The following is a 12,469-nucleotide window of genomic DNA, read 5'->3' on the forward strand; positions in this document are numbered from 1 at the left end:
TTCAACCCATTTTTCCATGGGGCGGCGCGCGCGCGGTCGCGCCGGGCTGCCGCAGCCCGGCGCTACACTGGCCGCGACCACTCAGATGGCCTGCGCATGCTGGCCGTGCACGAAGTGATACGGGGAGCGCGTTTCACGCGGTTGCGGGCCTAGAAACTCCAGCAGCACCTCGCGGGTGTCGCGGCAGGCCGCCTTGTGTTCCATGTCCAGGAAATGGCCGGCGCTGCGAATCGGCCTGAAGTGGCTGTGGCGCACGTGCCGGGAAAATTGCCGGGCGTCGTGGGCAGTGGTGTATTCGTCCCATTCACCGTTCATGAACAGCACCGGAATGTCGATGGCCTGTGCGGCCCGCAGGGCCCGCCCAAGGTCGTGATCCAGCACCTGATGGATGTGGAAGTGCATCTGCGCATACTCATGCTCGGCCAGGCTGCTGACGTGGCGATGATTGAAACGCTTGAACAGCGAGGGCAGGTGCTTGCCGATGGTGTCGTTGACCAGTTTGCCCATCTGCTGGCGGTCGCAGGTGCGCAGGTAGTGCGAGCCGCGCTCCAGGTAGTCGCGCATCGGTTCGTTGATCACCGGCGAGAACGAGCTGACCACGGCCTTGCGAATGCGCCGCGGCTTGCTGGCCAGTGCCAGCAGGGTGCAGGCACCGCCCCATGAAAACGACATCAGGTGGTCGGCGGCGAAGTGGTCGATCAGCTCAAGCAGGATCCGGCCTTCGGTTTCCTTGGTCAGCAGGTGGTCGTTGCGGTTGTGTGCCCGGGACTTGCCCGAGTAGGGCTGGTCGTACAGCACGACGTTGAACTGCGGATGCAGGTTGCGCACCGTCTGGGCGAAAGACGCTGTGGTGGCGAGCGAGCCGTTGATCAGGATGATCGTCTTCTCTGCGGCGTCCGCGCGATAGAACTCCGTGTAAACCCGGTACTGACCCTGTATATCCAGCACAGCAATTTCTGGCCTCATGTCATCGACTCCTGGCGCAAAAAGGGTATCCGTGCAAGCAAGCTTGCCCGGTCTTCATGACAGGTAGGCATACGCCTTGAAATGAAACGAGGGGCCCTGTGTCGATCCGTTGCCGGCTGGTCGACGGGTATTGTTGTTAGGTGGGCAATCTGCCGGACGCCAGCGCTTCGGGGCGCCGGTCACCTGCAGAAAGGTGCCTTGGACTGCGTTCGTGACCGATTGGTCACATGCAGACTGACGGTTGGATTCAAGCAGGCGCCCGGCCAACCCGCAAGTGCCGTTGGCGCAATCGATGATTTTTTTGCCGAGCGGTCGTGGCGTCAGATGGCCAGGATCTCATCCTGGCTCAGCGCACGGTATTGCCCCGGGGCCAGCTGCGGGTCCAGGTGCAGCGGGCCCATGCGCTCGCGGTGCAGGCGCGTGACCTTGTTGTCGAAGAAGCCGAACATGCGTTTGACCTGGTGATAGCGCCCCTCGACGATGCTCAGGCGCGCGCTGTGGCTGCCCAGCAGGGTGAGCTCGGCGGGGAGGGTGGTGAGGTTTTCGAAGGCGAAGTAGATGCCCTGGCCAAAGGTTGGCGCATAGGCGTCGGTGATCGGCTGCTCGGTCTCGACGTAGTAGGTTTTCGCCAGCCCGGTCTTGGGCTGGGTCAGGCGACGTGACCACTGGCCATCGTTGGTCAGCAGCAGCAACCCGGTGGTGTTGAAGTCCAGGCGCCCGGCGATGTGCAGGTCGTTCCGGTCGGGTTCGTCGAGCAGGTCGAGCACGGTGCGGTGCTGCGGGTCGACGGTGGCGCTGACGCAGCCCATCGGCTTGTGCAGCATCAGGTAGCGCGGTGCACGCCCGGCTTGCAGCTCCTGCTGGTCGACCTCGACGCGGCTGAACTCGCGTACCTCATGGTGCGGGTCGGTGATGGCCACGCCATCCACCCGCACCCGTCGTTGCACCAGCAGCAGGCGCACCTGCTGGCGGTTGAAACATGGCAGGTTGCTGAGAAAACGGTCGAGGCGCATGGCGGTTGGGCGTACAGAGGTGGGCGCGCAGTCTAACGGTTCGGCGCAGGCTTGGCTGCCTGCAATCGGGCATCGACCAGGGCGCATCGCGGGCACAGGCAGGCACTGTTGCGCAAATGCGCCGGCAGCGCTTCGAGCACGCGGGGATCGATCTGCACGCTGTAGCACCAGCAGGCCTGGGTGGCGCTGCGCGGGTCGGCGAGGCTGCACTGGTTGCTGGCGCCGCAGGCGGGGCACAGGCGGGTATCGTTCATGGTGGTGGCTACCGGGGGCGACGTTTTACAGTTCCGAGCAGACGCGATTGCGTCCACCCTGTTTGGCGCGGTACAGCGCATCATCGGCGCGGGCGATCAGGGTGTGCAAGGTATCGTCGGACCGATGGGCGCTCAAGCCGATGCTCACGGTCAGGTCGAGCACCTTGTCGGCATAGCCGAAGGCCAGTTGCTCGGTGCGCAGGCGAATCTTTTCGGCAACCGCCCGTGCGGCGTCGGCGTCGGTGTTCTTGAGCAGCACGAGAAACTCCTCGCCGCCCCAACGACAGATGATGTCGGTATGGCGCAGGCAGCTTTCCAGGATGCGCGCGAACTGACGCAGCACTTCGTCGCCGGCCAGATGGCCGTGGGTATCGTTGAGGACCTTGAAGTGGTCCAGGTCGAGCAGCAGTGCCACCAGCGGCATGGGCTCGCGCTCGGTGTCGAGCAGGGCCTGTGCCGCCAGCAGGTCGAAGGCGCGTCGGTTGGGCAGGCCGGTCAGGCTGTCGATTGTTGCCAGGGTCTGGATGTTGTCCTGATGGCGACGGATCATCGCATTGAGCAGCGACAGCACCACCAGGGTGATCATCGCGCAGATCACCAGGTTCATGTACAGCGACTGGCGTGCAGTGTCCAGGGCCGTGCCGTCGCGCTTGTCGACGAACAGGTACCAGTCGAGCTCGGGGATCAGGCGCACATTGAGAAAGTGGCTGTGCCCATCATGGTTGTATTCGCGGTTGCCCTCCACCGGCACGGGCATTTTCTGCTGCAGGTCGGCCAGCGCTGGCACCTCGCGCAGCGTGAGCCCGCTGTGTACGCCTTCGGGGCCGCCGGCAGACCCGGTGAGCACGATGCGACCGCTGGCATCGACGAAATACACCGTACGCTGATAGCGCAACTGGTAGTCGCTCAGGCGCCTGATCACCGCTTCGACCGTCAGCCCGACGCCAGCCGCGCCGATGAACCTGCCCTGGTAGTCGAACACCTTGTAGTTGATGAAGACGGTGGGCTTGTCCTGGTTGGCCATGTCCAGGTCGACGTTGATCTCGTAGGGCGTGTCCATCGCCTTGACGCGTGCGTACCAGCGGTCACGCTCGGTGCGCGGGTCGACATGCTTGAGTACGCCCTTGGCCTGGTAGTAGATGCCGCTGGCCTCGGAGACAAAAAACGCCGTGTAGGCATTCTGATGCGCCATCACTTCATTGAGGTAGCGGGTGATGGGCATCGGGTCCTGTTCGCCGGCCAGGGCCCAGTCACGCAGGAAGGTGTTCTGGGCCATCATCGAGGCGATCACCACCGGGCGCACCAGGTCCCGCTGGATTTCGGAGTAGACGGTATCGGAGGTCAGCGGCAGCTCGGTGTTGATGATGTTGTCGCGGATCTCGCTGCGCGAGGCAAAGTAGCTGAGCAGCGACGTGGCCAGAAAGCCGCAGCCAAGCAACAAAAGCAATGCCAGCATCAACGAGCGTTGCGAGAACAGGGCGTAACGAAGCGGCATGGCAGATCCGTGGCGGGTACCGATGCGTCTTATTCTAGAGGGGCGCGCAGAAAATAACTGGACGATTTTCAGGGGTATCGGCCTTGTCACAATTTATTTCGAAAAACGCACGGCACGTCGATTCGGTGGTCTTAGCCTATGTCGATGAACGCTTGCCGATCGACGCCGACCAGCGCCGCTGGGATGTGCAGTTCAGCGGTCCGGGAGGCCGCCATGTATCGCCGACTTTTGCTGATTGTTGTGCTGGGTGTGCTGACCACCGCCTGTGCTCCGTATTACGGTGGCCAGGGCTACTACCGCAGTGATGTGTACACCGTGGACCGCTATGAATACCGTGGTTACGACCGTGGTTATCCCTATAACAGGGGGTACTACGTGGTGCCGCAGCCTCGCTATTACGCCCCCGCGCCGCGTTACTATCGCCCGGCGCCCGTGCCTCAGTACCGACCGGTACCGGGTCATGGCTACTACAATGTGCGCCCCGCCCCAGGGCGTTACTACCAGAACCCGCGCTATGGTCAGGGGCAGCAGTGGCATCAGGGGCGGGACAATGACCATGGGCGCGATCATGGGCGTGACCGGGGCCGCAGCGACAACGGCTGGGGCGATCGCAACTCGCACCGGTGAACATCGCATTCGCTGGCTTCACACAAGGTCAGCCAGCGGATGCCGCCCCTCCCATGCCTTGCTGAAGTGCGCCTGCACCACTGCCTGGGGGACCTGAGCAACTTCCTGCCAATGCCAATGCGGCGTCTGGTCCTTGTCCACCAGGCGCGCGCGTACCCCTTCGCTGAACTCCGGATGCCGGCAGCAGTTCAGGCTCATCGCATATTCCATCTGCAGCACCTGCCCCAGCGACAGGTAGCGCGCCCGCGCGATCTGCTGCCACACCAGGTGCGCGGTCAGCGGGCAGCCTTCGGTGAGGATGCGTGCCGCCTTGGCCAGGACCTCGTCGTCGTGCATGCGCCACTGTGCGATCGCCCGCCAGGCACAGGCCGGGTCGCTGACGTCGAGCAGCGCGTCGATCTGCGCCCGGCGTGGCAGCCATCGGGCCGGCGGCAACTCGGCCAGCGCCTGCTGCTGCAACGCCTTGAGCAGGCTGTTGAGCTGCATCGCGGTCTGCTCCTGCCAGTTCAGTTGCAACAGCCCTTCAATCAGCTCGTCCTGCTGGTTTTCGCCCATGAAGCGGTCCGCCAGGCCCAGGTCCAGTGCATCGCGTGCATTGATCGGCGCGCCGGTCAGCCCAAGGAACAGGCCAAGACGCCCTGGCAGCCGGTTCAGGAACCAGCTGGCGCCCACGTCCGGGTACAGGCCGATACTGATTTCCGGCATCGCCAGGCGGCTGCTCGGGGTCACGATGCGTACCGTGCTGGCCTGCAGCAGGCCCATGCCGCCGCCCAGCACATGCCCGTGCCCCCAGCACAGCAGAGGCTTGGGGTAATGGTGCAGGTCATAGTCGAGCCGGTACTCGGCGGCGAAGAAACGCGCCGCCAGCGGCGGTACTTCACCAGGCTGTGCGCGGCACGCCTCCACAAGACTGCGCACATCGCCCCCCGCGCAGAACGCCCGGTCACCCAGCCCGCGCAGCAGCACGCAGACGATGCCGTCATCCTTGGCCCAGCTTTGCAGGTGGGTGCTCAACTGCTCGATCATCGGCAACGACAGGGCGTTGAGCGACTGGGGCGCATCCAGGCTGGCAACGCCGATGCGGGCGCCATCGACGCCGGTGAGTACTTCGAACGCTACGGCCATGGGCCACCTCACTGCGGTTATCCCGACAAGTATGGCTACTGTCAGCGATCATGCCGGTCGCCGGTCGGATCGATTGACAAGCGCTGGCAGCTTTCCTAGTGTCCGCCCCCATTGCCTACGGGAGTGCCCATGACCAACGATGACCGCATCAAACTCGAACCGAGCTGGAAAGACGCTCTGCGCGGCGAATTCGAACAGCCCTACATGCAGCAACTGCGTGAGTTCCTGCGTCAGGAGTATGCGGCCGGCAAGGAGATCTATCCCCCGGGGCCGCTGATCTTCAATGCGCTCAACTCCACACCGCTGGACCAGGTCAAAGTGGTGATTCTGGGGCAGGACCCCTACCACGGCCCGGGCCAGGCACACGGCCTGTGCTTCTCGGTGCAGCCTGGGGTGCCCGCGCCGCCGTCGCTGGTGAACATCTACAAGGAGTTGCAGCGCGACCTGAACATCCCGATCCCGAACCACGGCTACCTGCAGAGCTGGGCCGAACAGGGCGTGCTGCTGCTCAATACCACCATGACCGTGGAGCGCTCGATTGCCGCGTCGCATGCCAAAAAAGGCTGGGAGTCGTTCACCGACCGCATCATCCAGCTGGTCAGTGAGCGCCAGCCCGCCACCGTGTTCCTGTTGTGGGGCAAGCATGCCCAGAGCAAGTCTGCGCTGATCGACGGTACCAAGCATCTGGTGCTCAAGTCGGTGCATCCTTCACCGTTGTCGGCCTACCGTGGCTTCATCGGCTGCGGGCATTTCAGCCGGGCCAACAAGTTTCTGGAACAGCACGGGCTGGCGCCGGTGGAGTGGGCGCTACCGGCGCTGGGGGCGTGAAGACCTAGTATTTCTGTCAGTTTCGAGATGTGTTGCACTGAATTAGAGTCGGTCCGTGGCTTGGGTAAATGATGCCTCTCAGCATCGCCTGTCAATGGACCGACCAACTAGCAGAGGCAACGATGAACACGTCAACCATCCCATCCTCTGAGGTCCTCGTTGCGCAGACCGACGCTGGACATATCCTTGAAGTTTATGCTCCGAATGTTCGTGTGGCCTTGCCACTGCTAGAGGACGACGACGGGTATCACCTGATTCCGATCGCGAATCAGGACCGGCCGCTATCGGTGTTCATCGAGAAAGAATGGGAAGGCTATGCCGACAACTATGCAGACGGTCGGCACATGCTCTTCGAGTTGTTCCTGCAACCTCCCAACCTCGCCCCGCAGCTCGTCCTTTCGAGTGGTTACCTGCTCATGCCTAAGCCAGGCAACTGGACGCCTGTGCAGGGGAGCATCCCGCTCAGCTACCTGCAGTCAGGCCTGTACCGGATGTTCTACCTAGTGTGGCTGGATGACTCCGGTAATGCCGAGAAGTCCCATGAATTCAACATCCACGTTGACAAGACCCCGCCCAACTACGGAAGGCAAGGTAGGCAGATAGCATTGGTCGAACCCGATAAGGTGATTGATGCCGACTACCTTCAACGCCATGGGGATCAACTGAAGGGCTACGTGCAAGGCTGGCCTGACGTACGGCTGGGCGACATGATCGAGATTTACCTTGAGTCATCGCTGGCAGAGGTTGAGCCTTTTGTCCCCGTAACAAGCGTCACCGTCACGGCGGACAGCAAGCCTCTGCCGCAGATTGATTTTGCGGTGAAGGGGGATGAGGTTCGCAGTAAGGGCAATGGCGTGCGTTACCTGTTGTATCGACTGATCGATCGCTCGGGCAACCGGGGGCCGCTATCGCCATACCTGAGAGTAACTGTAGATGTGGAAACCGAACTGGCTAAGATTTTCAGCGCACCTCAAGCTCTGGATGAAACTCTTTTTGGCTGGATCATGTGTGATACGAAGCCGTGGCGAGGTATTCGTCTTAAAGTTTTCAGTTACTCGGAAAAACTGTTGGCGGGAGATCAGGTGGAACTTGATTGGACGTTGTTTCGCAGCACAACGGGAAGCGATGAGTCCAACCCCGTTCTGCCTTTGGTAAGCGAAAAGTTTGCTCGGCATACGCTATCACCGTTGGAAGCCAATCGAGGGTATGAAGTCAGTATGAATGACTTCAAAAACTGGTTGCTGATACCCCTGCTCAAGCAACTTGACAAGGAAGTGGAGGAAGGCGGGGGGGAACGCAAGGCTGCGGAATGTTCTGCAGAACTCAGTTACATCGTTTACCGCAAGGGTGCTCCTTTTGGTTCCTCTTTGAAACATGTGATAGCCATCAGCTTGCAGCGGCCCGGGGGTGTCATCTGCGACGGGGTGAATGCCACCTAGTGCGAAGAACCCTTTCACGGATGAATAAGGGGTGAGTCTTAGGCGTGAAGTGCTGCATTTTGGAGTTAGATAATAACGAGTCGTACCGGGGGAAGTTCCCTCGTCTTTCTGTGGGTGTAATGAGCTTTGTCATAAAGGTGAAAATCAATTTTTGATGAGGAAAGTATCATGACCGCAAATGAAAGTGACGCTGATCTGAAAAAATTTGAAAGCCGACTGTCTTCGGTGCAGTTAGCCGGCATCGATGAGAAGATACTTAAAATTGCTGCAGCCGCCGAGGACGAGTCGCTTGAACCCTTGACGATCGTCAATGCGAAAAATGATCCAGAACTCGATCAGGTTAATTTGGTGGCACCGCGGTTTCTCATCACTGTGGCGGGAAAGACATACCTTCGAGTGATTGTTCCTCAATGGCCTCTTGAAACGCCGGATGAAGAAGTTGTAGGTTCGGGGGTTCTGTTTTTGACCGAAGCCAGCACTAACCCAGAAGACGTGGTCTTTGTCTACGATGTGATGGAAGAAAAGGCTTCGTATGAAATCGATATTCCTATTGAAACAATCTGGAAAAGCAATGACCCGCATGGGACGTTTGTGCTGACCTATATCGTAGAAGGTGTGACAGGTAACCAGCAGAAATCCAAGGCTGTGGTCTATACGATTGATGCGATTAATCCGTTTAAGAACGTCGTGCCCGCGCCGCTGGTTCTACCTGCAGACTTGCCTGCTGGAGGCGTGATCACTGGCGATTACTTAAATCGTAACCCTTCGCTGAAACTTACGCTGCCTCCTTACACCGAAAATGATTATCGAAAATTTGACCAGTTCGCCATTGTGGTAAACGATGATCGCCAAACACTCGCCTGGATCGATTTGCCACAGGGCACTGGATTCGTTTATGAGGTTCCCTCTGCCACGGTGCGGAGTGTCCTCAGGGAAGGCGGGAACACCCTCCAGGTGATATTCCGGGACTATTCATGGAATATTTCGCAGCCTTCTGCAAAAGTCGATGTTCAGTTTCGTGAGGCGGGCGTTCCCACGGGGCTGCAAAAGCCCAGGTTGTCGAAGGTCACCAACAAGTTCCCCGATATCGTGAATTTGATCGATGCAAAGTTTGGTGTCGATGTGCGGGCCGACTACGAGAACGCTCGGGCGACTGACACCATTGAGGTGTACTTCGATGATGAGCGAGTCGGTGAATACACGACCCCAGCAACTGCATTCAAGGTCACCGCCGCTGCGTTCAACAAACAGGAGGGTTTTTACACAGCGGTGTTCAAGTATCGTGTACGGCGTGACGGGTTGTGGAGCACATTCTCACCGAGTACCGAAATTCAGGTTGACCTGCGTATCGTCGAGCCCAAGCCTGATTACCCGGACTACATCAGTGAGCAGTTACCGCTGTTGAGTCTGCAAGTGCCAGGCTCGCCACTTAATACGGTGGAGAAAAGTAACCCGCAAGCGGGCGTGATCACGGTTCCTCTACTGCCCTCGGCGGTCGCTGGTACCATTATCAACGTGCATGTCCGGTTTCTGACCCAGGATATTGACGAGTTGGAAAGCGGCAACCAACGCACGATTTCCCAAGCTGATATTAATGCAGGAAAAATCGAAATTCCTGTTTCGTGGGAAATGTTGCAAGAGCTTCTGCCGAGCGGGAAAATCGGCTCTTTCTACCGTTTGCGTGTACCGAATGGCGCTAGCTATATCGAGTCTCTTCATACCACCTTGTTTTCCAATCTTACTGATGTATCCCTTAGCCAGGGTCAGTTTGAGCCTCGCCGTGTTTATGTTAATCGCCTCGGTGTTAGGTATATTAACTGTGAGACCAGCCAGCCTTGGCTTGGCATAAATTTCTTAATTACACATCTTCCCGGCTTCAAACCAACCGACGTGTTGAGAGGTTTTTTTAGCGTTACTGGTTCGGATCCTGTCGATCCTAGTCAGACTGTGACGGTCGATTACGTTTCTGAGGTCAGAAACCCAACTGGCCAAAGCGCCCAGTTCAATGTGCCATATAACGAGTTCTTCTCAAAGGTCAAGCAGGGAACTATCACGGCCTACTGGCAACTGATCGGCCGCCTGCCTGGCGAGTCAGGCGTCACTGATCAGCCACCGTACACCATTCGATATGATCGTCAGCGCCCAGGTGGGGCCACGTGTGAAGGACCGCTGCGATAGAGTAGCAGCCCGTGTGAGCATGTCGGGTAAGGCAGGTATTGCTTACCCGGTACTTACATATGTGGCGGATACCGCTCAGTTCTGCGGATTTTTCCTACATTCACCTTATTGTCGAAGTTTTACAGTGGCGGCGTGTGGCTGGGCATGTAGCGCGGCTGCGTATCAGTCGATATTAAAAGGTAAAGATCTATGCCCTTCCACAGCCCTTACGCCATCACATTCAAGCGCGCTGCGCTTCCTTTCTTATGTACTCCGTTGGTTTTTATTGCATCGAATGTCGATGCGCTGACTCTTGACGGTACGCAAAAAACTGTAACGGCGGTGGATGCACCGGACACCTACAATTTGATTAACGGTGCACAACTGGATGCCGTGAGCGCCACCTTGCTTGGGCTCAGCGCAAACCGCTCGACCCTGAATGTAACGGGGGGCACGGTATCGTCGACCGGCGCCGTGGCCGTCCGATTGACCAGTGGCACCGGCAACTTTTCCAATACCACGATCAACAACACGGTGGGCGGGGGCTTACTGGCAGCACGGGTGACGAACCTCCAGCAGGGTTCGCAAGTAGTGGTCAGCGATAGTGATATAACCGGTAACACCTATGGCCTGCAAATGACGGGGTATAGCACGGTGCGCATCACCGATTCGCAAGTGGTTGGTACGGGTACTGATCGCAATGCAGTCAACAATTTCAGTGGCCAGCTTCAGGCCGTCGGCAGCCGATTCACGGGGGAGGCCAATGGCGTGCGCCTTGCCCGAGACACTTCGACCATGGGGCTGGTATCGAGTTTGTCGCTGGAGGGAAGTTCGGTTACCGGCAAGACCGGGGCGGGCGTACGGGTAGACGGCGGTAGCGTGGCGCAGATAGATGTGCTCAACAACTCCCAGCTCAATGGCGGCAACGGTAACGCCCTGGAGGTGGCCGCTGCCAGCCAGGCGACAATGAACGTTCGCAACTCGGCACTCTCGGGCGATGTGCTGGTGACCGACACCAGCAGTGCCACAGTATCTCTGGATCAGGCCAGCCTGACGGGTAACCTGATTGGGGATGACAGCGCTGCTGTGGTGCTGATTCTGGACCAGTCGACGATGACTGGCGACGTGCGCGTTGCTCCAGGTGGCTCGGGCGGCGTGACCCTCGGCAATAATTCACAACTCACCGGTCGCCTGGAACACGTTCAGCAGGTAAACATCAACAGCAACTCCAACTGGACCCTGAACGCCAACAACACCATTGGCGACCTGGCCATGACCGGGGGCCGCATCACCTTCGGCGACGAAAACTCGTTCTATGAACTGAATGTGCAGAGCCTGTCGGGCAATGGCGAGTTCTACATGGCGTCCAACTTCGCCAGCGGCGCCACCGATTTCCTGAACGTCACCGGCAACGCCAGCGGCACCCATGGGCTGATGGTCGGCACCAGCGGTACCGACCCCGCCAGCGTGGAGCGCCTGCAGCTGGTTCATACGGGCTCGGGCGATGCGCAGTTCAGCCTGCTCAACGATCGCCAGGAAGTAGACTTGGGTGCGTACTCCTACAAGCTGGTGAAGGACGGCCAGGATTGGTACCTGGACAGGGAAACCCGCACCATCAGCCCGATGACCCGCACGGTCATGGCCCTGTTCAACACCCCGATCACCATCGCCTACGGCGAAATGACCTCGCTGCGCAGCCGCATGGGCGAACTGCGTTACAACCAGGGCAAGAACGCCGGGGTGTGGATGCGTGCCTACGGCAACCAGCACAACATTGCCGACGCCTCGTCGGGCGTAGGGTACCAGCAGAACCAGCGCGGGCTGACCTTCGGGGCCGATGCGCAACTGGGCGAAAGCAACTGGACCCTGGGCCTGCTGGCTGGCCACAGCCGCTCGGACCTGAACCTGAGCTACGGCAGTTCGGGCAGCATCGACAGCTACTATGTGGGCGGCTACGCCACCTGGATGGACCCTGAGAGCGGCTATTACGTCGACAGCGTGCTCAAGTACAACCGCTACCAGAATGACGCCAAGGTCGGCCTGAGCGATGGCACCCGCACCAAGGGCGACTACGACACCCACGGCATGAGCGCCTCGGTCGAAGTCGGCAAGCACATCAAGCTCGACGATGGCTACTTCATCGAACCCTTCGCCCAGGTGGCCGCTGCGGCGGTGGCCGGCAAGGACTTCACCCTGGACAACGGCTTCGACGCCAATGGCGATGTCAGCCGCTCGCTGCTGGGCAAGGTCGGTACCACGCTCGGCAAGACCATCTCGCTGGGCGGCGACAGCATGATCCAGCCCTACGTGAAGGCCGCGTTTGCCCACGAGTTCGCCCAGCGCAACCAGGTGCAGGTGAACAACAACGTGTTCAACAACGACCTGTCCGGTTCGCGCGCCGAGCTGGGCGCAGGGGTTGCCTGGACCGTCGCCAAGGACTTCCAGGTGTACGGCGAGGCTGGCTACATGAACGGCAAGAACATCGAGATGCCGTACAGCTTCAGCCTCGGCGCAAGCTATCGCTTCTAAGCAGGCGAGTCATAGAAAAGAAAAGGAAGCCTCGGC

At 59.6% G+C, this 12,469-nt stretch carries 10 protein-coding genes; 5 read left to right on the plus strand and 5 right to left on the minus strand.

What is annotated here, in order from left to right; genetic code table 11:
- Positions 1 to 81: 81 nt before the first annotated feature.
- From QMX96_RS17510 to QMX96_RS17525, 4 genes are all read right to left on the minus strand, one after another.
- Positions 82 to 966 carry an alpha/beta hydrolase gene (locus QMX96_RS17510; RefSeq protein ID WP_043860083.1) on the minus strand — a complete coding sequence of 295 codons (885 nt, stop codon included), beginning with the start codon at positions 964 to 966 and terminating at the stop codon, positions 82 to 84.
- 320 nt (positions 967 to 1,286) lie between these two features.
- A complete protein-coding gene (locus tag QMX96_RS17515; RefSeq protein WP_058540928.1) occupies positions 1,287 to 1,979 on the minus strand; it encodes a 16S rRNA pseudouridine(516) synthase in 693 nt (230 codons plus the stop codon).
- A 32-nt stretch (positions 1,980 to 2,011) separates the two neighbouring features.
- Positions 2,012 to 2,233 (minus strand): cysteine-rich CWC family protein, encoded by a 222-nt coding sequence (locus QMX96_RS17520; RefSeq protein WP_058540929.1) that lies wholly within the window; start codon positions 2,231 to 2,233, stop codon positions 2,012 to 2,014.
- A 25-nt stretch (positions 2,234 to 2,258) separates the two neighbouring features.
- Positions 2,259 to 3,728 carry a sensor domain-containing diguanylate cyclase gene (locus QMX96_RS17525; protein WP_282362108.1) on the minus strand — a complete coding sequence of 490 codons (1,470 nt, stop codon included), beginning with the start codon at positions 3,726 to 3,728 and terminating at the stop codon, positions 2,259 to 2,261.
- Between the two features lie 213 nt (positions 3,729 to 3,941).
- Here QMX96_RS17525 and QMX96_RS17530 point away from each other — a divergent pair, with 213 nt between their 5' ends.
- Positions 3,942 to 4,355, plus strand: a complete 414-nt coding sequence (locus tag QMX96_RS17530; protein WP_054914782.1) for a hypothetical protein — start codon at positions 3,942 to 3,944, stop codon at positions 4,353 to 4,355.
- 18 nt (positions 4,356 to 4,373) lie between these two features.
- On the opposite strand, the gene QMX96_RS17535 is transcribed toward QMX96_RS17530, so the two are convergent.
- Complete coding sequence (locus tag QMX96_RS17535) at positions 4,374 to 5,480, minus strand: enoyl-CoA hydratase/isomerase family protein (protein ID WP_282362109.1); 1,107 nt, start codon at positions 5,478 to 5,480, stop codon at positions 4,374 to 4,376.
- Positions 5,481 to 5,609: 129 nt separating this feature from the next.
- Between QMX96_RS17535 and ung the strand changes: the two genes are divergently transcribed.
- The 4 genes from ung to QMX96_RS17555 all read left to right on the plus strand — a co-directional run bounded on the left by ung (position 5,610) and on the right by QMX96_RS17555 (position 12,433).
- Positions 5,610 to 6,308: a uracil-DNA glycosylase gene (ung, locus tag QMX96_RS17540; RefSeq protein ID WP_282362110.1), complete on the plus strand. Its 699-nt coding sequence runs from the start codon at positions 5,610 to 5,612 to the stop codon at positions 6,306 to 6,308.
- A 122-nt stretch (positions 6,309 to 6,430) separates the two neighbouring features.
- Positions 6,431 to 7,747 (plus strand): hypothetical protein, encoded by a 1,317-nt coding sequence (locus tag QMX96_RS17545; RefSeq protein ID WP_282362111.1) that lies wholly within the window; start codon positions 6,431 to 6,433, stop codon positions 7,745 to 7,747.
- A 168-nt stretch (positions 7,748 to 7,915) separates the two neighbouring features.
- Positions 7,916 to 9,925: a hypothetical protein gene (locus QMX96_RS17550; RefSeq protein WP_282362112.1), complete on the plus strand. Its 2,010-nt coding sequence runs from the start codon at positions 7,916 to 7,918 to the stop codon at positions 9,923 to 9,925.
- A 747-nt stretch (positions 9,926 to 10,672) separates the two neighbouring features.
- Positions 10,673 to 12,433 (plus strand): autotransporter outer membrane beta-barrel domain-containing protein, encoded by a 1,761-nt coding sequence (locus tag QMX96_RS17555; protein WP_282362114.1) that lies wholly within the window; start codon positions 10,673 to 10,675, stop codon positions 12,431 to 12,433.
- Positions 12,434 to 12,469: the final 36 nt, after the last annotated feature.

Origin of the sequence: Pseudomonas sp. PS01300 (assembly GCF_029960155.1) — a bacterium.
Lineage (GTDB): Bacteria > Pseudomonadota > Gammaproteobacteria > Pseudomonadales > Pseudomonadaceae > Aquipseudomonas > Aquipseudomonas palmensis.

Excerpts from the sequence above, each read along its gene's own strand:
- QMX96_RS17535 (WP_282362109.1), bottom strand. The coding sequence starts at position 5,480 with ATGGCCGTAGCGTTCGAAGTACTCACCGGCGTCGATGGCGCCCGCATC.
- QMX96_RS17510 (WP_043860083.1), bottom strand. The coding sequence starts at position 966 with ATGAGGCCAGAAATTGCTGTGCTGGATATACAGGGTCAGTACCGGGTT.
- QMX96_RS17530 (WP_054914782.1), top strand. The coding sequence starts at position 3,942 with ATGTATCGCCGACTTTTGCTGATTGTTGTGCTGGGTGTGCTGACCACC.
- QMX96_RS17520 (WP_058540929.1), bottom strand. The coding sequence starts at position 2,233 with ATGAACGATACCCGCCTGTGCCCCGCCTGCGGCGCCAGCAACCAGTGC.
- QMX96_RS17525 (WP_282362108.1), bottom strand. The coding sequence starts at position 3,728 with ATGCCGCTTCGTTACGCCCTGTTCTCGCAACGCTCGTTGATGCTGGCA.
- ung (WP_282362110.1), top strand. The coding sequence starts at position 5,610 with ATGACCAACGATGACCGCATCAAACTCGAACCGAGCTGGAAAGACGCT.
- QMX96_RS17550 (WP_282362112.1), top strand. The coding sequence starts at position 7,916 with ATGACCGCAAATGAAAGTGACGCTGATCTGAAAAAATTTGAAAGCCGA.
- QMX96_RS17545 (WP_282362111.1), top strand. The coding sequence starts at position 6,431 with ATGAACACGTCAACCATCCCATCCTCTGAGGTCCTCGTTGCGCAGACC.
- QMX96_RS17515 (WP_058540928.1), bottom strand. The coding sequence starts at position 1,979 with ATGCGCCTCGACCGTTTTCTCAGCAACCTGCCATGTTTCAACCGCCAG.